The sequence below is a fragment of the Microbacterium sp. NPDC089189 genome (genome assembly GCF_040685095.1).
GTDB lineage: Bacteria > Actinomycetota > Actinomycetes > Actinomycetales > Microbacteriaceae > Microbacterium.
On sequence record NZ_JBFBHG010000005.1, the window covers coordinates 106624 to 125536 of the forward strand.

The window sequence follows — 18913 nt, forward strand, 5'->3', positions numbered from 1 at the left end:
CGCCTGCGCGCGGGATCGTCTCCGACCGGAGCGATCCCGCGCGTTGCGCGTCTCGGCGTGCGGATAGGGTGAGCGGCATGGATGCGGGGGAGCAGGGGGCCATGTCGACTACGGTGGATGACGCGGGCGGCCTCACAGCGGCAGAGGTGTCCGCGCGGCAGGGTGACGGACGCGTCAACCGGTTCGACGCCGACACCAGCCGCAGCGTCTGGAACATCGTCCGTGCCAACGTGTTCACGCTCTTCAACGGCATCGTCGGCGCCTGCTTCTTGATCCTGCTCCTGGTGGGGCGCTGGCAGGATGCCCTCTTCGGGCTGGCGGCTTTCGCGAACGCGATCATCGGCACGGTGCAGGAGTTCCGTGCCAAGGCGGCGCTGGACCGACTCGCGCTTCTGAACGCGCCGCGCGCGCGGGTCCGCCGCGACGGCGTGGAGCAGGAGATCGCGCCGGCTGACGTCGTGCTCGACGACGTGCTGGTGCTGCGTGCCGGCGATCAGGTCGCCGCCGATGCGATCGTCCTGGGCGGACGTGGGCTGCAGATCGACGAGTCGATGCTCACCGGAGAATCCGATGCGGTCGACAAGCGGCCCGGCGACGAAGCGCTGTCGGGGTCGATCGTCGTGGGCGGAGAGGGCGACGCGCGCGTCAATCGCGTCGGCGCCGATTCGTATGCGAACCGGTTCCAGGCCGAGGCCAAGCGATTCTCGCTGGTCAGCAGCGAGCTGCGCACCAGCATCAACCGTGTGCTGACGTGGGTGAGCTGGGGCATCGGACCCATCGGGCTCCTCGTCCTCAACGCCCAGGTGATGGTCGCGGGCGGATGGGGCACCATCTTCCAGGAGGGCCGCTGGGTGCAGGCGGTCGTCAACACCATCGCATCGCTCACCGCCATGATCCCGCTCGGTCTCGTGCTCATGACCTCGATCGCGTTCGCGGTGGGCGCGGCGAAACTGGCCGGCAAGCAGGTGCTCGTCAACGAGCTCCCCGCCGTCGAGGGCCTCGCCCGGGTCGATGTCATCTGCCTCGACAAGACCGGCACGCTGACCGCCGGCGAGATCACCTTCGACGACGCGCATCCTCTCGACGGCGCCGCGGCCGGCTGGGAGCGCGCCCTCGCCTGGTACGGCGCCGCGCCCGACGCCAACGCGACGGCCCGATGCCTCCGCGAGCCGTACCCCGCCGGCGCGGGCGCCGCCGTCGCGGACGAGACGATCGCCTTCTCGTCCGCCCGCAAGTGGAGCGCGGTCTCGTTCGAGGGCGCCACCTGGGTGCTGGGCGCCCCCGAGATGGTCTTCGACACGATGGCCACCGACCCCGAGACCCCGCTGGGTGCGCAGGTCACCTCGCTCGCGTCGACGGGACTCCGCACCCTCGTGCTCGGACACTCGCCCCATCCGCTCACGGCAGACGACGTCGAGTCCGAACGCCTGCCCGCGCAACTGGAGCCGGTCGTGGTCGTCACGTTCCGCGAGCAGGTGCGTCCCGATGCCGCGCAGACGCTGGCCTACTTCCGCGCGCAGGGCGTGGGGGTGCGGATCATCTCGGGCGACAACCCGCGGACCGTGGCCGCCATCGCCCGCGACGTGGGGATCGATGCGCCCGAGGGCTACGACGCCCGCACGCTTCCCGACGACGTCGACGCGCTCGCCGAGGTGCTCGAGACCCACACCGTGTTCGGTCGGGTCACGCCCGAGCAGAAGAAGGGGATGGTGCTCGCCCTCCAGAGCCGCGGTCACGTCGTCGCGATGACCGGTGACGGCGTGAACGACGCCCTCGCGATCAAGACCGCGGACATGGGGATCGCGATGAACTCGGGCGCCGCCGCCACCAAGGCGGTCGCCCGGCTCGTGCTGCTCGACGGCAAGTTCTCGCACCTGCCGGATGTCGTGGCCGAGGGGCGGCAGGTGATCGCGAATATCGAGCGCGTCTCGATGCTGTTCCTCACCAAGACGGCCTACGCGACAGGCCTCGCGCTGCTGTTCGGGCTGCTGGTGCTGGAGTTCCCGTTCCTGCCGCGTCAGCTCTCGATCACGGACGGGCTGACGATCGGCATCCCCGCCTTCTTCCTCGCCCTCATGCCGAACGCGCGCCGCTACATCCCGGGGTTCCTGCGGCGGTCACTGTCGTTCGCGATTCCTTCGGGCATCGTCATCGCCCTGACGCTCACCGGCTACACGCTCGTCGCCCAGCAGCTGGGCGTGGGCGAGGACCAGCTGCGCACGGGGTCGACGATCATCCTCGCCGTCGTCGGCATCTGGGTGCTGTCGATCCTGTCGAGGCCGCTCAACCGCTTCAAGGTCATCGTCGTGGGCGTGATGTTCGTGGCGCTGATCACGCTGTTCACGGTGCCGCTCTCGATCGAGTTCTTCCAGCTGGTCGATCCGGGTCAGGAGGCCGCGTACGCGCTCACCGGGTTCACGATCGTCGCCATTCTGGCGATCGAGGTCATCCGCATCTTCCACGTGCGCTTCGTGCGCGCGACGCTGCGCGCGACCGCCGGCTACGGAGCGAAGGGATCGGGCGCGGGCGCCCGCGACACGAAGTAGCGGGAGCCCGGCGGCGCCCACACGACGACCAGGAGGGCGACCGCCAGGACCATCTGCACGATGGCCGTCACGTCCCATCCATCGCTCGTGATGATCGTGAGGGTGTGCAGCACCAGCTGGAGCGCCAGATACACGGTGAGCAGCAGGCGTGAGAGGCGGCTCCCGCGGGCGACGCCCGATGCGACCGCCAGGGTGAGCAACCCGAACAGGGCGACCGCCGCGCCGATCAGCGACGTGGACAGCACGAGGTCGTCGGCGACGTCGTAGCGGCTCAGCAGGATGAGGATGCCGAGGACGGTGTTGAGGCCGCCGCTGAGCGAGACCAGGACGACGGCGATCGTCACCACGACGGGGCGACGTACGGAGGCGGGAGCGGTCGTCACGCGACCACTGTAGCGGCGGGTCGGGTCAGGCCGCGCAGCCCAGTCGCTGCTGCATGCCCTGCATCGCGTCGATCTCGGCCGACTGGTTGGTGCGCATGACATCCGCGACCTGCAGCACGCGCGGCACGCTGCCCAGGTCCAGCACCGCATCCGCCATCGGGATGGCGCCCTCGTGATGACGGATCATCAGCTCGAGGAAGGTGCAGTCCGCGACCGTGCCGCGGGCGGCGGCGAGATCGGCCAGCTCGGCGTCCGAGGCCATGCCCATCGACGCGTAGACCTCGTCGGAGGTGGCGTCGGGGGCGGTGACGTGGTCGTGCGCGTCCGACTCCTGCATCCAGGTCATGAGGTCGCCCGCCTGCGGGACGCCCCACTGGACGAGCCAGTCGAACATCTCGCCGCGCTGCGCCGCCTGACCGGTGGCGATGTCGTACGACACAGCGCGGATCTCGTCGTCCTCCGTGGTGCGATAGATGCTCATCGCCATCTCGACGGCCTGGGCGTGATGCACCTGCATGTCGCGGGCGAAGCCGATGTCGGCCGCGTTCGGCACGGGCGCGCTGTTGCCGAACAGGGTGAACCGACCCACCGCGAAACCGACCGCGGCGACGGCGATCACCGCGAGGGCGATCACCAGCCACCGTCGTGCCGGGCGCGGGGTGTCGGTCACCGTGTCACTGCTTGCCGGGTGCGTCGATCGCGCCGCTGCACACCGCGTTCGGCTCGGGGGCGTTCTGGCTGCGCCAGTACTCCTCGAAGAAGTCGGCGACGCGCGGGTCGGCGGCGTCGTCGATCTTCAGCTGCGCGTTCCACGCGCTGAGCACGATCGGGGAGTCGAGCCCCTCGTAGGGCGAGAGCAGCGTGTAGCTCTGCGGGAAGTTGGCCCGGAGGGTGGCGAGGTCGGCCTCGCTCACCAGATCGGCGTCGTAGGTGACCCAGACCGCGCCGTGCTCCATCGAGTGCACGGCGTTCTCGTTGGGCACCGGCTGGTCGTAGATGCCGCAGTTCAGCCAGTACTGGTTGTGGGGGCCACCCGCCGGCGGGTTCTGCGGGTAGTCGACCGTGCCCTGCACGTGGTCGTTGCCGTTGTCGAACGTCTCGACGCCCTCGATGACCGCGCCGGTGGAGTTCTGGGCCGTGTAGGTGACCGGCTTCGGGGTGAACACGATCGACGCCACGACGAGGGCGACGACCACGACGGCCGCGCCGCTGCCGACGACCCACCAGACGAGCTTCGAGCGCCGGCGCTTGGCCAGTTGGCGCTGATACTCGGCCAGCTTCTCCTGGCGGCGCTCCTCGCGCTCCTGCTTCGCGGAGGTCGCGATCTTGGCCTGGGTGGCGGGATTGCCGCTCTGTCGCTTGGGGGGCGTGCTCATGGGCGGGACGTCCTCGGGTCGGTGCGAACGCGAATCGGATGGGGGAGCGGGGCCTCGGGCCCGGCGCTCTCGCCCGCCGACAAGCTTATGCGAACGCATAGGGGGCAGGGCTGGGAGGCAGCCGACAGCCGCATCACCGATCCGCCATGGGGCGGGGCGGGGTTTCGGATACCATGGAGGAACCGGTCGAATCGTTTCGGCCCGTCCCCCTCCCCGAGGCCCGCGCCGATCGAGCGCCCGCCCCTCTCGCTCCGTCCTCGAAGTGGTTTCTCCTCGTGCCCGACACCGAAAACGTGCCCACCGTCCCCGCCTCCGAGCGCACCGTCACCGGGTCGCTGCGCCTGCCGGGTAGCCCCACCGGCGCCATCCGCACCCTCGGCAGCAACCCGCAGACGGCGCCCGTCGTGCTGCACCCGGGCGATGCGATGCCGGCCTGGCGTCGCGTGGTCTACATCATCCTGCTCGGCGCCCTCACGGCGCTCGGCCCGTTCACGATCGACCTGTACCTGCCGGCCTTCCCCATCCTCGAGGCCGACTTCCAGACGACGGCCGCGATGATCCAGCTCACCCTCACCGGGACGACGCTCGGGTTCGCGCTCGGCCAGCTCGTGGTCGGACCGCTCAGCGACAAGCTCGGGCGCCGCATCCCGCTGCTCGCCGTCACGGCGCTGCACATCGTGGCGAGCACCGCCGCGGCCTTCGCCCCCGACCTCGTGTCGCTGGGAATCACGCGCGTGCTCATGGGAGCGGGAGCGGCGGCGGGCGGCGTCGTGGCGGCCGCCATCGTGCGCGACCTCTTCGGCGGGCGGCGCCTGGTCGTCATGCTCTCGCGCTTGGCGCTGGTCTCGGGCGTGGCCCCGGTGCTGGCGCCGCTGGTCGGATCGTGGCTGCTGGGCGTCATGCCGTGGCGCGGCCTGTTCGTCGTGCTGGCGATCTACGGCGTGGTCATGCTCGTCTCGGCGATCGTGTTCATCCCCGAGACGCTGCCGCGCGCGCGTCGGCAGGACCGCGGATCGACCACGATCTGGCAGCGCTACCGCAGTGTGTTCAGCGACCGGGTCTTCGTGGGCGTCCTCGTGATCGGCGGGATGGCGTTCAGCGGGCTCTTCTCCTACCTGTCCGCGTCGTCGTTCCTCTTCCAGCAGAGCTTCGGCTTCGACGCGCAGCAGTACGGACTGCTCTTCGCCGCGAACTCGGTCGGGTTGGTCATCGGCGTGCAGACCGCATCCCGCCTCGCCGCCCGATACGGCCCGCAGTGGGTGCTCGCCTTCTCGACGGTCGCGCTCGTGCTCACGAGCGCCGCGATCATCATCGCGGACCAGGCGGGCGGCGGGATGTGGGGCACGATCATCCCGCTGTTCTTCTTCATGACCGCCTGCGGGTTCACCTTCCCCTGCGTGCAGGTGCTGGCGCTCGACCGGCACGGCAACGCGGCGGGCACCGCGCAGTCCATCATCGGGGCCACCAACTTCGGCGTGGCGGGAATCGTGTCGCCTCTGGTGGGCGGGCTCTCGCACGGTGCCCCCATCACGGCCACGACCATGGCCTCGGTCATGGTCGGGTGCGGGATCATCGCGGTCGCCGCGCTCTGGTTCATCGTGCGCCCCCGCACCGTCGCGCATCTGACTCCCTGAGCCGGAAGGCGGCCGGGTGCAAGGCCCGTGAGCCGGCGCGAGATCCTGTCAGACTGACCGGATGAGCGATCCCACCGCATCCCCTCGCCGCCTGCTGCTGATCTGGGGGATCTGCCTGCTGGCCGTCGGCGCTGCGCTGGGCCTCTGGATCTTCCTCAAGGGAGCCACCCCGTTCGCCGTGGATGCGGGGTGGAACGATCTGCTCGCGGGCGCGCGCTCGCCGGTGCTGCTGTCGGTGTCGACGTTCTTGAACGTCGCCGGCGGCACGATCGTGGGGTCCTTCGTCGTGCCGGTCGTGGGCGTCGCCGCGTTCCTCATCGCCCGCCGGCCGTGGTCGGCGGGGGCGCTGGTGATCGCCATCGCCGCGAGCGCGCTGCTCGTGCAGATCCTGAAGAACGTGTTCAACCGCGCCCGCCCCGAAGAGATGCTGGTCATCAGCGACCACGGCTCGTTCCCCTCGGGGCACGTCGCGAACGCCGCGACCGTGGCCGCCATGCTCGTGCTCCTGCTTCCGCGCGTCTGGACGATCGTGGTGGCTGTGCTCTGGGTGCTGGTCATGGCGTTCAGCCGCACCTACCTGCACGCCCACTGGCTGAGCGACACCCTGGGCGGCGCGCTCGTCGGCGTGGGCGTGGCCCTGGTGTGCACCGGCCTCCTCTTCGAACGCCTCGCCCCCGAGATCAGGCGCGAGGCGCGCTCGGCCACCTGATCGCGCCGACGCGCCCGGGCGCGGCGTAGCATCGGGGCATGGTGATGAAGCCTCCCTCTCGTGATATCGACGAGACCCGCGTCCGCGTGTCCGAGCCGAAGCAGGTGGCCGTGGGGGTGCCGGCAGTCCTCCACGCGCTGCAGATCTCGGCCCAGCAGATGGGCGTCGCCCGGACGGCGCGGACGCTGCTGCGGGTCAACCAGAAGGACGGCTTCGACTGTCCCGGATGCGCCTGGCCCGAAGAGGACCGTCGCCATGTCGCGGAGTTCTGCGAGAACGGCGCGAAGGCGGTGGCCGAGGAGGCCACGGTCCGCCGGGTGGGCCCGGAGTTCTTCGCCGCGCACTCGATCGACGAGCTGCGCGCGCACGACGACTGGTGGCTCGGTCAGCAGGGGCGCCTGACCACGCCGATGATCCTCGACGAGGGGGCCACCCACTATCGGCCGGCGTCGTGGGACGAGGCCCTCGACACGATCGCCGACGCGCTGACCTCGCTCGACGATCCGGATGAGGCCGTTTTCTACACGTCGGGGCGCACATCGAACGAGGCCGCGTTCCTCTATCAGCTGCTCGTCCGCGGTGTCGGCACGAACAACCTGCCGGACTGCTCCAACATGTGCCACGAGTCGTCCGGGTCGGCGTTGACCGAGACGATCGGAATCGGCAAGGGCACGGTGTCGCTCGACGACATCCACAACGCCGATCTGCTGATCGTCGCCGGGCAGAACCCCGGGACGAACCACCCCCGCATGCTGAGCGCGCTCGAGAAGGCGAAGCAGAACGGGGCGCGGATCATCGCGGTCAATCCGCTGCCGGAGGCGGGCCTGCTGCGCTTCGAGAACCCGCAGACGGTGCACGGCGCGCTGCTGGGCGGCACGCCGCTGGCCGACGAGTTCGTGCAGATCCGGCTGGGCGGCGACCAGGCGCTGTTCCAGGCGATCGGCAAGCACCTGCTGGAGTGCGAGGGCCGCGACGGCGGCGTGGTCGACCACGACTTCGTCGCCCGGCACACGAGCGGCTACGAGGCGTACGTCACGGCGATGGCCGAGGCGCAGTGGTCGGAACTCGAGCGCGCGACGGGACTCGACGAGGCGCGCCTGCGCGCGATCGCGGAGGAGGTGCGCACCTCTTCGGCGACGATCGTGTGCTGGGCGATGGGGCTCACCCAGCACAAGCACTCGGTGCCCACGCTGCGCGAGGTCGTCAACGTGCTGCTCCTGCAGGGGTCGTTCGGCCGGCCCGGGGCGGGCGTCTGCCCGGTGCGAGGTCACTCCAACGTGCAGGGCGATCGCACGGTGGGGATCTACGAGAAGCCGTCCGAGGCGTTCCTCGACGCCCTCGAGGCCGAGTTCTCCTTCGCGCCGCCGCGCGAGCACGGCTACGACACGGTCGCGGCGATCCGCGCGATGGCCGCGGGCCGCGTGCGCGTGTTCATGGCGATGGGGGGCAACTTCGTCAGCGCCACGCCCGACACCGCGGTGGTCGAGGAGGCCATGGGCTCGATCGGCCTGACGGTGCAGGTCTCGACCAAGCTCAACAGGTCGCACGTCGTGCCGGGGCGCCGCGCCGTCATCCTCCCCACGCTCGGACGCACCGATCGCGATCGACGCGGCGGTCGCGAGCAGCGGGTGTCGGTCGAGGACTCGATGGGCGCCGTGCACTCCTCGCGCGGGCGCCTCGCGCCGCCCTCCGACGACATGCTGAGCGAGGTCGCCATCGTCGCGCGCCTGTGCGAACGCGTCTTCGGCACGACCGCGGCGACCGCGTCGTCCCGTCCCGCGCACGGCGGTGACGTCGATCGGGATCAGACCGAACGGCCGGCCGCCGAGCACACCACCCCTCCGGATCCCGCCGACCTCACGCATCCGGCCAACGTGCCGCACGCCGACTGGCGGGAGCTCGAGGCCGACTATGCGCGGGTGCGCACCCACATCCAGAACGTCATCCCCGGGTTCGAGGACTACGAGACGCGCATCGACAAGGGACGCACGTTCTTCCTGCCCAACGGGCCGCGGGACGGCCGGCGCTTCGCGACATCGGACGGGCTCGCGCACTTCACCGCCAACGTTCTGGAGTACCCGCGGATCCCGGCCGGGCGCCTGCTGCTGCAGACCCTCCGCTCGCACGACCAGTACAACACCACGATCTACGGCAAGGACGACCGCTACCGCGGCATCCACGGCGGGCGACGCGTGGTGCTGGTGAACGTCGACGACATCCGCGAGCTGGGGTTCGCCCCCGGCGACTCCGTCGACCTCGTCTCGGAGTGGCACGGCCCCCAGGGCCTGGAGGAGCGGCGCGCCGAGGCCTTCCGCATCGTCGCCTACTCGACGCCGCGGGGCAACGCCGCCGCGTACTACCCGGAGACCAACGTGCTCGTGCCGCTCGAATCCGTCGCCGACGTGAGCGGGACGCCCACCTCGAAGTCGGTCATCGTGCGGCTGGAGCGCCCCGGAGGACGACCCGCCTGACGTCCGCGCGCAAGCCCCGGAACCTCCGACGTGGGGGCGGCGTAGGGTCGCCCCCATGAGCGAACTGACGACGCCGACCGGCCACGAAGAGGCACTGCAGGCGGTGCCGCGCGCGGACGGATCGGCGCCGCGTGCGCTCGTTCTCGGCGCAACGGGCTACATCGGCGGGCGACTCACCCCCCGCCTCCTCGCGGCGGGCTACCGGGTGCGCGTGCTGGCGCGCGACGCCGCCCGTGTCGCGGCGCTGCCGTGGGGTGGCGACGTCGAGATCGTCGAGGGGTCCGCCGAGGACGCGGCGGCGATGGCGTCCGCGACGGACGACGTGGACGTCCTCTACTACCTGGTGCATTCGATGGGCGCCGGAGCCGGGTTCGAGGATGCGGATCTGCACGCCGCCCGGACGGTCGCCGCGGCGGTGGCCGCCGCATCCCTGTCGCGCATCGTGTACCTCGGCGCTCTGCACCCCGCGGGCGTGCGCCTCTCGCCGCACCTGCGCAGCCGGGTGGAGGTGGGCGAGGTGTTCCTCGCCAGCGGTGTGCCCACCATCGTCCTGCAGGCCGGCATCGTGATCGGGTCGGGCTCCGCCTCGTTCGAGATGGTGCGCCACCTCACCGAGGTGCTGCCGTACATGCCCGCCCCGAGGTGGGTGCGCAACCGGGTGCAGCCGATCGCCGTGCGCGACGTGCTGCACTACCTGCTCGGTGCCGCACGCGTCGACCCCGCGGTGAGCCGTGCGTTCGATGTGGGCGGTCCGGACGCCCCGCGCTACGGACAGATGATGAACGGCTACGCGGTCGAGGCCGGTCTACCGCAACGGCCCATCGCGCCCCTCCCCGTGCTCACCCCGGGGTTGGCCTCGCACTGGGTGGGTGTGGTCACCCCCGTGCCGCGCTCCATCGCGCGGCCCCTCATCGCCTCGCTCGAGAACGAGTGCGTCGTCAAGGACCGCGACATCGACGAGGTGGTTCCCCGTCCCGCCGCGGGGCTGACGGACTACCGCAGCTCGGTGCGGCTCGCGCTCGGACGCGTCGACGCGGACGACATCGAGACCAGCTGGCAGGACGCCGATGTGTCGGGAGTGCCGAGCGACCCGCTGCCCGGCGACCCCGATTGGGCGGGGCGCACCGTCTACACCGATGAGCAGACTGCGCACGCGGACGCCCCGGTGGAGGAGCTGTGGGCGGTCATCTCGGGCATCGGCGGCGCGAACGGGTGGTACTCGACGCCCCTGCTCTGGGCGATCCGCGGCTGGATGGATCGCGTCGTGGGCGGCGTGGGCCTGCGGCGAGGCCGGCGCAGTCGCACCCGGGTGGCCGTGGGCGACGCGATCGACTTCTGGCGCGTCGAAGCCGTCGAGCCGGGGCGGATGCTGCGCCTGCGCGCCGAGATGAAGGTGCCGGGCCTCGCGTGGCTCGAACTGCGAGCCATACCCGAGGGCGACGGCGCGCGGTACGACCAGCGCGCGGTGTTCTTCCCCCGCGGGCTCTCGGGGCGCCTCTACTGGCTGGCGGTGCTGCCCTTCCACGGGTTCATCTTCCGCGGGATGGCGCTCAGCATCGCGCAGGCGGCCGAGGCGCGGGCGGAGGCCGCGGCCGAGAGCGCGAACGATGCCGCGGGCGCCTCCGCCGCCGCGGCCGGCGGGGGATCCGGGCAATAGGCTGGCTCGCATGCGCCGCGCCGAGGTCATCACCGTCTCCGATCGCTCCGCCGCGGGCGTGCGCGAGGACGCATCCGGCCCTGTCGCGGTGGGGCTCCTTCGCGACGCGGGATGGAGCTGCGGTGACGCGCGCATCGTCGCGGACGGCGTCGACAGCGTCGAGGGCGCGCTGCGCGCGGCGCTCGCCGACGGCGCGCAGCTCATCGTGACGACGGGGGGAACCGGGTTGTCGCCGCGCGATCAGACCCCCGAGGGCACCGCCCGCGTCATCCAGCGCGAGGTGCCCGGCATCGCCGAGGCTCTGCGGCGCGAGGGTGCGGGGGAGAAGCCCGCCATCATGCTGACCCGCGGACGGGCCGGGGTGACGGGCTCGGCGCTCATCGTCAACCTTCCGGGCAAGCCCGCCGCGGTCGCCTCGGGTGTGCCGCTCGTGCTCTCCGTCGCCGCGCACATCCTCGATCAACTCGCCGGAGGAGACCACTGATGACCGTCGCCATCGCCCGCATCACCGACGACCCGCTCGAGGTCGCCGCCCACCTCGACGCCGTCGAGGATGCCGCCTCCGGTGCCGTCACGACCTTCATCGGCCGCGTGCGCGACAACGATCCCGACGCGGCCACGGGCGTCGTCGCGCTGGAGTACTCCGCGCACCCGGATGCCGAGGCCGTGCTGCGCGGGGTCGCGGAACGCGCCGTCGGCGACACCGGTGCCATCGTCGCCGTCAGCCACCGCATCGGCCGGTTGGGCGTGGGGGATGCCGCCGTCGTGATCGCCGTCGCCTCGGGGCACCGCGACGTCGCCTTCACCGTCTGCCGAGAGGTCATCGAGCAGATCAAGCACGAGTTGCCGGTGTGGAAGCGTCAGGTCGAGAGCGACGGAACGACGGCCTGGAAGGGCATCGGGGGCTGAGGCCGCTCGCCGCCGGGCGGTGGTCAGCCGCCGGCGAACGGGGGCAGCACGTCGACCAGCGTGTCGGCGTCGAGCGACGCGTCGTCGTCCGTCCGCGCACCGGCCACCAGCAGGGCGCAGCGCGGCAGGATCCGCCCGAGTGCCGGGCGCTCCGCGGCCAGCGCCGCGCGGAGCGCACTGACGGTGGACTCGGCCCGGATCTCCTCGGACACCCCGGCCAGGTCTTCGGCGGCGGCGAAGTAGCGCACCCGTGCCATCAGCGTGGCCAGTCGTCGGCGAGCTGCGCGATGCGGGCGATCGCCGCCTCCACCTGCTCGGGCGATCCGCCCGCGCGCCCGGCGGCGAGTCCGGCGGCGAAGGCGCTGAAGGGTGCGGCGGGACGGGCCACCGCGCGGGCCACGACGCCCGCGAGGTCGAGGACCCGGGCGACGGGCAGGTCGTCGGGCCCGAGGCCGAGCAGCTCGCGCAGGGCGTCCGCCCACTCGTCGAGGGCCTCGGGGGGAAGGTGCTCGCTCATGGCGTCTCCTCTGATCGGGGGTGCGGCGGCTCGAGGCCGGCCGCTTTGACATCGTCCCAGGTGTCGACGTCGGCCACGACCTCGTCGTCGGCGCGGAACACGGCGAGGGCGAGGTCGTCCAGCAGGATGCGTATCGGCTGGTCGCGGCCCGCGTCGGGGATGTCCTCCGCCGCGCGGCGGAGCGCGCGGGTGCGATAGACGCCCGTGAGCCACTGCGGCCGAGAGCGGGCGTCGCCGAGGCAGATGCCGTCGGTGTCGGCCGGGACGAGTGCCAGGTCGGCCACGAGGCGGCTGACGGCGGCGTGCGGATCGCGCAGGTCGGACGCGAGTACGAGCGTCCACTCCGCGGTGGGATCGAGGGCGGCGAGAGCGGCGACGACCGCGGCCGCGGGGCCGCCGAAGGGGGGATCCTCGCGCAGCCACGTGACCTCGGCGGGGAGGGGCTCGAGCGGCGGGCCGACGACGATGGGTCGGGCGGCACCGGCGGTGCGCGCCGCATCCACAGTCCGCTGCAGCAGCGTGGTGCCGCCGCGGTGCAGCCACGGCTTGGCGATGTTGTCGAGACGCGAGGCCCTGCCGCCCGCGAGGATCACCGCGCCGAGCACGGGGTCAGTCCCCGTCGGGGCGCACCCACGTGCCGGACTTGCCGCCCTCTTTGCGCACGATCCGCACGTTGTCGATGGCCGTGGCCTTGTCGAGCGCCTTGACCATGTCGACGATCGCGAGCGCGGCGACGGTCACGGCCGTCATCGCCTCCATCTCCACGCCGGTGCGGTCGGCGGTGCGCACGGTGGCTTCGATCTCGACGCCGTCGTCGACGATCGCCACGTCGACGACCGCGCCGTGGACGCCGATGACATGCGCGAGCGGCAGCAGGTCGGGCGTGCGCTTCGCGGCCTGGATGCCGGCGATGCGGGCCATCGCCAGCACATCGCCCTTGGGCACGGATCCGTCGCGCAGGGCCGACACGACCTCGCGCGAGGCCCGCACGAAGCCGCGGGCGGTCGCGGAGCGGACGGTGGGCTGCTTGGCCGTGACATCGACCATGCGGGCGTGGCCCGCGGCATCCAGATGGGTGAAGCTCATGAGATCAGCATGACATCGACCGCATCGCCGGGGCGCACCTCGTCGATCTCGGCGGCGACCACCGCATACGCCTCGGCGCGCGCGAGGCCGCCGGCGAGGTGCGAGCCCGAGCCGCCCGCGGTGGCGGGGCGGACGCTCCAGCGCGACGGGTCGGCACGATCGATGGCGGCGGGCAGGTACTGGCGGCGTCCGGGCGGGGTGCGCCAGCCGACGGCCGCGGGCAGACGCAGCACGGGCCGGTGAAGGCTCGTGCGGCCCTGGAACCGCAGCAGCGCGGGACGCACGAACACCTCGAACGAGACGGCGGAGCTGACCGGGTTGCCGGGCAGGCCGAACAGCAGCGCCCCGCCCGCGAGGCGCCCGAACCCCTGCGGCTTGCCCGGCTGCATGGCGACGCGGGTGAAGGCGACGTCGCTTCCCTGCAGCACGTTCTTGACCACCTCGAAGGCGCCCTCGCTGACCCCGCCGGAGGTGATGACCACGTCGGCGCCCGCGGCGGTGGCCGCTGCGATGGCAGCGAGGAAGGCCGCGTCGGTGTCGTCGACGCTCGTGCGCAGCACGACCTCGGCCCCGGCGTCCTCGGCGAGGGCCGCCAGGAGCAGCCCGTTGGACTCCGGGATCTGGCCGCGGCGGAGCGGCGTGCCCGGCGTCACGAGCTCGCTGCCGGTGGAGATGACCGCGACGCGGGGTGCGCGGTGCACGGTGACGGCGGCCACGCCCGCGGCGGCGGCCGCCGAGAGCTGCAGGGGTCCGAGCAGGGTGCCCGCCGGCACGATCTCGGTGCCGACGGCGGCGTCGGCGGCGCGGCGGCGGACGTGCGCGCCGATGGCCCGCGGGGCCCGCAGCACCGTGATCTCGCCGAGCGAGTCGGCGAGTCCTCCGACGGTGTCCTCGAACGGCACGACGGTGTCGGCCGCGCTGGGGAGCGCGGACCCGGTCATGATGCGCGCGGCGCACCCCGCCTCGATCGACGGGTCGAGATCCGTGCCCGCGGGGAGATCGGCGACGACCCGGAGCCGTGCGGGATGCGCGTCGTCGACCCCCGCCACATCCGCGTACCGCACGGCGAAGCCGTCCATGGCGGAGTTGTCGAACACGGGGATGTCGACCCGCGCCGCGACCGGCACCGCCGTCGTGCGCCCCGCCGCCGCGGCGAGGGGGAGCTCTTCGTGGGGGAGCGGGGCGCTCGTGGCCAGGACGTCGGCGAGCTGTTCTTCGACGGTGCGGAGCGTCATGCGGTGTCACCCTCCCAGGTGTTCATGCCCCCCGCGAGCACCTCGGCGCTCGCGCCGGCTGCGTGGAGCGCGTCGGCGGCGCGCTGTGCGCGTGCACCCGCCTGGCAGATGACGAGGAAGGGGCCGTGCCCGAGCGACGCCGGGGCCGCCAGGAGGTCGCCGAGAGGGACGAGCAGCGCTCCGGGAATCGTGCCGCGTGCCGTCTCGTCCGGCTCGCGCACGTCGAGCACCACGACGCCGTCCCGCCGACGCGCGGCGACGCCCGCCGGATCGAGCCGCACGACGGGAGCGGGCTGCGGGTTCGGTGCCGCCGTGCCGGGCTCGGGCGCCGTCGTGGTCGCGCGCGTCGGCAGCAACGGCACTTCGCGCTGGCGTGCGCGCAGGCTGTCGATCAGCAGGATGCGGCCGAGCAGCGGCTCGCCGATGCCGGTGAGGAGCTTGATGGCCTCGATCGCGAGCACGCCGCCCACCTGCAGGCAGAGCGCGCCGAGCACGCCCACCTGCGCGCAGGTCGGCACCTCGCCGACGCTGTCGGGCGGGTAGAGATCCGCCAGCACGACCGGGGCGGTGCCCGCGGGCGGCGCGGACCAGAACACGGTGACCTGGGCGTCGAACTCCTGCAGGGTTCCCCAGACCAGCGGGATGCCGAGGGTCTCGCACGCGGCGGCGACGGCCGCGCGGGTCTCGAAGGTGTCGCTGCCGTCGATCACGAGGTGCGCGTTCCGCAGCAGGTCTGGCGCGTTCGCCGGGGTCACGCGTTCGGGAACGGTCGTCACGACGGTCTCGGCGCCGAGGTCGGCGGCGACGCGCACGGCGCTCGCGACCTTGGGCCGGCCGATGTCGGCGCGGCGGTGCACGACCTGCCGCTGCAGATTGCTGAGCTCCACCACGTCGTCGTCGATGACGATCAGCTCGCCGATCCCCGCGGCCGCGAGGGCGAGGATCGCGGGGGAGCCGAGGCCCCCCGCGCCGATGACGGCCACGCGCGCCGCTGCGAGCCGGCGTTGGGAGATCTCGCCGAAGCCCGCCAGCACGGCGTGGCGCGCGGTGCGCCCGCGTTCGGCGTCGGACAGCGCGGCGACGGGCTCGACGAGGGGCGGGAACGGCATGACCTCAGGCTAGCCCGGCGCCGCGCCCCCGGACGCGGTCGGGCCGCGGATCGCGGCCGGGTGGATCACGCGGGATGCCGGTGCGCCCCCGGCGCCGATAGTTCCTCATCTGCGGTCATATCGCGCGTCTCGAGCCGTGAATGCGGATATATGCTGTGGGGATGCGCAGCTACAAAGTCTCCCAGGCGGCCCGTCTGCTCGGCGTCAGCGACGACACCGTGCGGCGCTGGATCGATCAGGGCGTGCTGCCGGTGACCGATGCCAGCCCGGTCGAGATCCCGGGCGCGGCGCTCGCGGAGCATGCGGCATCCGTCGCGTCGGCCGCGGCCGATCCCTCCGACGTGCTCTCCAGCGCTCGCAACCGCTTCGTCGGCCTGGTGACGCGCGTGCAGATCGAGGGCGTCATGGCGCAGGTCGACATCCAGGCCGGCCCCCACCGTGTCGTCTCGCTCATGACCGCCGAATCCGCCCGCGACCTCGCCCTCGAACCGGGCTCGCTCGCGGTCGCCTCCATCAAAGCCACGACCGTCGTGGTCGAAACCCCGAAGGACTGACATGCGCCTCTCCCGTGTCTCGCTGGCCGCCGTCGCGCTCGTGGCCACATCCCTGCTGGCCGTCGGATGCAGCGCGGCCGCCGATCCGGCCCCCTCCGCATCCGTCCCCTCGGGCGACGACGCGCCCACGGGCAGCCTCACGGTGTTCGCCGCCGCGTCCCTCGGCGCCGCGTTCGACGAGATCGCCGAGGCCTTCGAAGAGGAGAACCCGGGCGTCGACGTGCAGCCCATCACCTACGACGGATCGTCGACGCTCGCGACGCAGCTGCTGGGCGGCGCGTCGGCCGACGTGTTCGCCTCCGCCGACGAGAACAACATGGCCAAGGTGGTCGACGGCGGGCTCGCCGCCGACCCGGTGCTGTTCGCCTCGAACACCCTGGTCATCGCCGTGCCGGCCGGCAACCCCGCGGGCATCACCTCGCTCGAGGATCTGGCCGACGCCGATGCGACGGTGGTGCTGTGCGCGCCCGAGGTGCCGTGCGGCGCCGCATCCCAGACGCTGCTGCAGAACGCGGGAGTCACCGTGACGCCGGCGAGCTCCGAGCAGAACGTGACGGCGGTGCTGACCAAGGTCGCCGCGGGTGAGGCGGATGCCGGGCTCGTCTACGCGACCGATGTGGTGGACGCCGAGGGCGTCGAGTCGATCGTGCCGGACGGGGCGGACGAGGTCGTCAACCACTACCCGATCGTGGCGCTGACCGATGCGCCCGAGCCGCGCAACGCGGCGGCGTTCGTCGCGTTCGTGGCGGGCGAGCGCGGCCGGTCGATCCTCGAGTCCTTCGGCTTCGGGCCCGCATGAGTCGCGGCGGGCGGACGGGCGGGTTCGTTCCGCGCTCGCTCGTCGTCCCCGCCGTCCTCGGGATCGGGTTCCTCGTCCTGCCCCTCGTCGCTCTCGTGGGCCGCGTCGAGTGGGCCACATTCGCCGCCGACATCACCTCGCCCGTGGCGCTCTCCGCGCTCGGACTCTCGCTCGGCACGGGCCTCACAGCCACCGCGATCTGCGTCCTGGTGGGCGTGCCGCTCGCTCTGCTCATCGCCCGCTCCGGGGCGCGGGTCGCGGCGGTGCTCCGCGCCCTGGTCACGGTGCCGCTCGTGCTCCCGCCGATGGTGGGGGGTGTGGCGCTGCTCTACCTCTTCGGCCGCAACGGGTGGTTCGGCGACATCCTGGGCGGTATCGGGGTGCGGCTGCCGTTCACGACCGCCGCCGTGGTGCTCGCGCAGACCTTCGTCGCGCTGCCCTTCCTCGTCCTCGCTCTCGAGGGTTCGCTGCGCGCCACCGGCACGCGGTTCGAGGAGACGGCGGCAGCGCTCGGCGCGGGGCGCTGGACGGTGCTGCGCCGGATCACCCTGCCGCTGGCGGCACCGGGGCTGATCGCCGGAACCGTGCTGTGCTTCGCGCGGGCGATCGGCGAGTTCGGGGCGACGGCGCTGTTCGCCGGCAACGCCCCGGGGGTCACGCAGACGATGCCGCTCGCGATCTACACGGCCTTCAACGGATCGGGCGTCGCGCAGAGCACGGCCGTCGCCCTCGCCCTCCTGCTTCTCGCCACCGCCGTGCTGGTCCTGCTGCTCGTCCGCGCCTGGCGACCGGGGGCCGTGCGATGAGCGGCGTCTCCGCCGCGCGTCCGGCTGCCGGCGCGGCGATGCTCGAGGTCGACGTGACGGTCGCGCATCCCGGCTTCACCCTGACCGCGCAGCTCGCCGCGGCCGCGGGCGAGACCGTGGCGGTCATGGGTCCGAGCGGTGCCGGCAAGTCGACGCTCCTCGCGGCGATGGCCGGCCTCATCCCGCTGCAGAAGGGCGCCATCACGCTCGCCGGCGACGTGCTGTCGGAGCCCGGTGCCCAGATCGCCGCCGCGCGCCGCGGCACAGTGCTGCTCGGGCAGGATCCCCGGCTGTTCCCGCACCTCGACGTGCGCGAGAACGTCGCCTTCGGCCTGCGCGCATCGGGCGCTCCGGCCCGTGCGGCGCGGGCGCAGGCCGAGCAGTGGCTGGCCCGCGTGGGCCTCGACGGCGCGGGTGCGCGCCGGCCCGCGGAGCTCTCGGGCGGGCAGCAGCAGCGGGTCGCCATCGCGCGCGCCCTCGCCGCCGAGCCGCGGCTCGTGCTCCTCGACGAGCCCCTGACCTCGCTCGACCCCGTGACCGCCGACGGCATCCGCAGCCTGCTCGGCGAGCACCTGGCCGGCCGCACCTGCGTGTTCGTCACCCACGATGCCGTGGATGCGGTGGCCATCGCCGACCGCGTCGCCGTGATCGAGGGGGGTCGCGTCACCCAGGCGGGCGCGGTGCGCGACATTCTGCGCGCCCCGGCCACCCCTTTCGTCGCGGCGCTCGCCGGGCTCAACCGGATCATCGGCACCGCGGTGCCCGGCGGCATCCGCTGCGGCGCGATCACCGTGCCCGCACCCGACGTGCCCGGTGCGGCGCGCGGCGCCGAGGTGGCCGCGGTGTTCCGTCCCGCGCGGGTGCGCATCGTCGCGGCGTCCTCGGCGGAGGCGGCGGAGGGGGCGGAGGCGGGCGGGACGTGGCGCACCACCGTCGCCCGGGTCGAGCCGACGCTCAGCGGTGTCCGCATCCACACCGTCGACGCCGGAATCGCGGTCGACGCGACCCTCGACGACCTCGCCGTCCACGATCTGCGTCCGGGCACCCCCCTCCGTCTGGCCGTCGACGCCGACGACGTTCGAGTGCTTCCGGCATAGCGGCGGCGCGGCGATCGGGGGCTCG

Annotated in this window: 20 protein-coding genes; 11 read left to right on the forward strand and 9 right to left on the reverse strand. The window is 72.8% G+C overall.

All coding sequences use genetic code 11. The features are described from left to right. The first annotated feature begins 77 nt into the window (after window positions 1–77). On the forward strand, window positions 78–2546 hold the full coding sequence (locus tag AB0N73_RS04515; RefSeq protein ID WP_363560801.1) for an HAD-IC family P-type ATPase: 2469 nt from the start codon (window positions 78–80) through the stop codon (window positions 2544–2546). Here the strand turns inward: AB0N73_RS04515 and AB0N73_RS04520 are convergent. Genes AB0N73_RS04520 through AB0N73_RS04530 form a run of 3 tightly spaced genes read right to left on the reverse strand, consistent with a single transcriptional unit; the run spans window position 2501 to window position 4305 of the window. Then, window positions 2501–2929, reverse strand: coding sequence for a hypothetical protein (locus tag AB0N73_RS04520; RefSeq protein WP_363560803.1), 429 nt, complete (start codon window positions 2927–2929; stop codon window positions 2501–2503). The two genes, AB0N73_RS04515 and AB0N73_RS04520, sit on opposite strands and share 46 nt — an antisense overlap. A 25-nt stretch (window positions 2930–2954) precedes the next feature. After that, entirely contained in the window at window positions 2955–3599 is a 645-nt protein-coding gene (locus tag AB0N73_RS04525; RefSeq protein WP_363560805.1) for a DUF305 domain-containing protein, read from the reverse strand. Between the two features lie 4 nt (window positions 3600–3603). Continuing rightward, on the reverse strand, window positions 3604–4305 hold the full coding sequence (locus tag AB0N73_RS04530) for a DUF3105 domain-containing protein (RefSeq protein ID WP_363560807.1): 702 nt from the start codon (window positions 4303–4305) through the stop codon (window positions 3604–3606). A 275-nt stretch (window positions 4306–4580) separates the two neighbouring features. On the opposite strand from AB0N73_RS04530, the gene AB0N73_RS04535 reads away from it, so the two are divergent. The 6 genes from AB0N73_RS04535 (at window position 4581) to AB0N73_RS04560 (ending at window position 11685) form a co-directional block, all read left to right on the forward strand. Continuing rightward, window positions 4581–5939: a multidrug effflux MFS transporter gene (locus AB0N73_RS04535; protein ID WP_363560809.1), complete on the forward strand. Its 1359-nt coding sequence runs from the start codon at window positions 4581–4583 to the stop codon at window positions 5937–5939. A gap of 61 nt (window positions 5940–6000) precedes the next feature. Continuing rightward, complete coding sequence (locus AB0N73_RS04540) at window positions 6001–6648, forward strand: phosphatase PAP2 family protein (RefSeq protein WP_363560811.1); 648 nt, start codon at window positions 6001–6003, stop codon at window positions 6646–6648. Between the two features lie 38 nt (window positions 6649–6686). Continuing rightward, entirely contained in the window at window positions 6687–9119 is a 2433-nt protein-coding gene (locus tag AB0N73_RS04545) for an FdhF/YdeP family oxidoreductase (RefSeq protein ID WP_363560813.1), read from the forward strand. 55 nt (window positions 9120–9174) lie between these two features. Continuing rightward, the gene (locus tag AB0N73_RS04550; protein WP_363560815.1) at window positions 9175–10776 is read left to right on the forward strand and encodes an SDR family oxidoreductase; all 1602 of its coding nucleotides are present in this window, start codon (window positions 9175–9177) and stop codon (window positions 10774–10776) included. A gap of 10 nt (window positions 10777–10786) precedes the next feature. Beyond that, window positions 10787–11260, forward strand: coding sequence for a MogA/MoaB family molybdenum cofactor biosynthesis protein (locus AB0N73_RS04555; protein WP_363560817.1), 474 nt, complete (start codon window positions 10787–10789; stop codon window positions 11258–11260). Continuing rightward, the gene (locus tag AB0N73_RS04560) at window positions 11257–11685 is read left to right on the forward strand and encodes a molybdenum cofactor biosynthesis protein MoaE (protein WP_363560910.1); all 429 of its coding nucleotides are present in this window, start codon (window positions 11257–11259) and stop codon (window positions 11683–11685) included. The genes AB0N73_RS04555 and AB0N73_RS04560 overlap by 4 nt, the downstream gene beginning before the upstream one ends. 23 nt (window positions 11686–11708) lie before the next feature. On the opposite strand, the gene AB0N73_RS04565 is transcribed toward AB0N73_RS04560, so the two are convergent. The 6 genes from AB0N73_RS04565 to AB0N73_RS04590 are packed head-to-tail and all read right to left on the reverse strand — an operon-like array spanning window position 11709 to window position 15632. Continuing rightward, window positions 11709–11942, reverse strand: coding sequence for a MoaD/ThiS family protein (locus tag AB0N73_RS04565; RefSeq protein ID WP_363560819.1), 234 nt, complete (start codon window positions 11940–11942; stop codon window positions 11709–11711). Next, window positions 11942–12202 carry a DUF6457 domain-containing protein gene (locus AB0N73_RS04570; protein WP_363560821.1) on the reverse strand — a complete coding sequence of 87 codons (261 nt, stop codon included), beginning with the start codon at window positions 12200–12202 and terminating at the stop codon, window positions 11942–11944. The genes AB0N73_RS04565 and AB0N73_RS04570 overlap by 1 nt, the downstream gene beginning before the upstream one ends. Next, the gene (locus AB0N73_RS04575) at window positions 12199–12807 is read right to left on the reverse strand and encodes an NTP transferase domain-containing protein (protein WP_363560823.1); all 609 of its coding nucleotides are present in this window, start codon (window positions 12805–12807) and stop codon (window positions 12199–12201) included. The genes AB0N73_RS04570 and AB0N73_RS04575 overlap by 4 nt, the downstream gene beginning before the upstream one ends. Window positions 12808–12811: 4 nt before the next feature. Continuing rightward, complete coding sequence (gene moaC, locus AB0N73_RS04580; RefSeq protein ID WP_363560825.1) at window positions 12812–13288, reverse strand: cyclic pyranopterin monophosphate synthase MoaC; 477 nt, start codon at window positions 13286–13288, stop codon at window positions 12812–12814. Continuing rightward, a complete protein-coding gene (gene glp / locus AB0N73_RS04585) occupies window positions 13285–14523 on the reverse strand; it encodes a gephyrin-like molybdotransferase Glp (RefSeq protein WP_363560827.1) in 1239 nt (412 codons plus the stop codon). The genes moaC and glp overlap by 4 nt, the downstream gene beginning before the upstream one ends. Further along, complete coding sequence (locus AB0N73_RS04590; RefSeq protein WP_363560829.1) at window positions 14520–15632, reverse strand: ThiF family adenylyltransferase; 1113 nt, start codon at window positions 15630–15632, stop codon at window positions 14520–14522. Before AB0N73_RS04590 ends, glp begins: the two co-directional genes overlap by 4 nt. A gap of 161 nt (window positions 15633–15793) precedes the next feature. Between AB0N73_RS04590 and AB0N73_RS04595 the strand changes: the two genes are divergently transcribed. From AB0N73_RS04595 to AB0N73_RS04610, 4 genes are read left to right on the forward strand one after another with little or no spacing between them, the layout of a single operon-like run. Further along, window positions 15794–16186, forward strand: a complete 393-nt coding sequence (locus tag AB0N73_RS04595; protein ID WP_363560831.1) for a TOBE domain-containing protein — start codon at window positions 15794–15796, stop codon at window positions 16184–16186. Between the two features lies 1 nt (window position 16187). Continuing rightward, window positions 16188–16985: a molybdate ABC transporter substrate-binding protein gene (gene modA, locus AB0N73_RS04600; RefSeq protein WP_363560833.1), complete on the forward strand. Its 798-nt coding sequence runs from the start codon at window positions 16188–16190 to the stop codon at window positions 16983–16985. After that, window positions 16982–17791 carry an ABC transporter permease gene (locus AB0N73_RS04605; RefSeq protein ID WP_363560835.1) on the forward strand — a complete coding sequence of 270 codons (810 nt, stop codon included), beginning with the start codon at window positions 16982–16984 and terminating at the stop codon, window positions 17789–17791. Before modA ends, AB0N73_RS04605 begins: the two co-directional genes overlap by 4 nt. Continuing rightward, window positions 17788–18888 (forward strand): ABC transporter ATP-binding protein, encoded by a 1101-nt coding sequence (locus tag AB0N73_RS04610; RefSeq protein ID WP_363560837.1) that lies wholly within the window; start codon window positions 17788–17790, stop codon window positions 18886–18888. The genes AB0N73_RS04605 and AB0N73_RS04610 overlap by 4 nt, the downstream gene beginning before the upstream one ends. The last annotated feature ends 25 nt before the right edge of the window (window positions 18889–18913 follow it).

What these genes read in the sequence shown, in the direction of transcription:
- AB0N73_RS04595 (WP_363560831.1), top strand. Translation starts at nt 15,794, where the DNA reads ATGCGCAGCTACAAAGTCTCCCAGGCGGCCCGTCTGCTCGGCGTCAGC.
- AB0N73_RS04515 (WP_363560801.1), top strand. Translation starts at nt 78, where the DNA reads ATGGATGCGGGGGAGCAGGGGGCCATGTCGACTACGGTGGATGACGCG.
- moaC (WP_363560825.1), bottom strand. Translation starts at nt 13,288, where the DNA reads ATGAGCTTCACCCATCTGGATGCCGCGGGCCACGCCCGCATGGTCGAT.
- AB0N73_RS04555 (WP_363560817.1), top strand. Translation starts at nt 10,787, where the DNA reads ATGCGCCGCGCCGAGGTCATCACCGTCTCCGATCGCTCCGCCGCGGGC.
- AB0N73_RS04530 (WP_363560807.1), bottom strand. Translation starts at nt 4,305, where the DNA reads ATGAGCACGCCCCCCAAGCGACAGAGCGGCAATCCCGCCACCCAGGCC.
- glp (WP_363560827.1), bottom strand. Translation starts at nt 14,523, where the DNA reads ATGACGCTCCGCACCGTCGAAGAACAGCTCGCCGACGTCCTGGCCACG.
- AB0N73_RS04590 (WP_363560829.1), bottom strand. Translation starts at nt 15,632, where the DNA reads ATGCCGTTCCCGCCCCTCGTCGAGCCCGTCGCCGCGCTGTCCGACGCC.
- AB0N73_RS04540 (WP_363560811.1), top strand. Translation starts at nt 6,001, where the DNA reads ATGAGCGATCCCACCGCATCCCCTCGCCGCCTGCTGCTGATCTGGGGG.
- AB0N73_RS04570 (WP_363560821.1), bottom strand. Translation starts at nt 12,202, where the DNA reads ATGAGCGAGCACCTTCCCCCCGAGGCCCTCGACGAGTGGGCGGACGCC.
- AB0N73_RS04565 (WP_363560819.1), bottom strand. Translation starts at nt 11,942, where the DNA reads ATGGCACGGGTGCGCTACTTCGCCGCCGCCGAAGACCTGGCCGGGGTG.
- AB0N73_RS04610 (WP_363560837.1), top strand. Translation starts at nt 17,788, where the DNA reads ATGAGCGGCGTCTCCGCCGCGCGTCCGGCTGCCGGCGCGGCGATGCTC.
- AB0N73_RS04605 (WP_363560835.1), top strand. Translation starts at nt 16,982, where the DNA reads ATGAGTCGCGGCGGGCGGACGGGCGGGTTCGTTCCGCGCTCGCTCGTC.
- AB0N73_RS04545 (WP_363560813.1), top strand. Translation starts at nt 6,687, where the DNA reads ATGGTGATGAAGCCTCCCTCTCGTGATATCGACGAGACCCGCGTCCGC.
- modA (WP_363560833.1), top strand. Translation starts at nt 16,188, where the DNA reads ATGCGCCTCTCCCGTGTCTCGCTGGCCGCCGTCGCGCTCGTGGCCACA.
- AB0N73_RS04550 (WP_363560815.1), top strand. Translation starts at nt 9,175, where the DNA reads ATGAGCGAACTGACGACGCCGACCGGCCACGAAGAGGCACTGCAGGCG.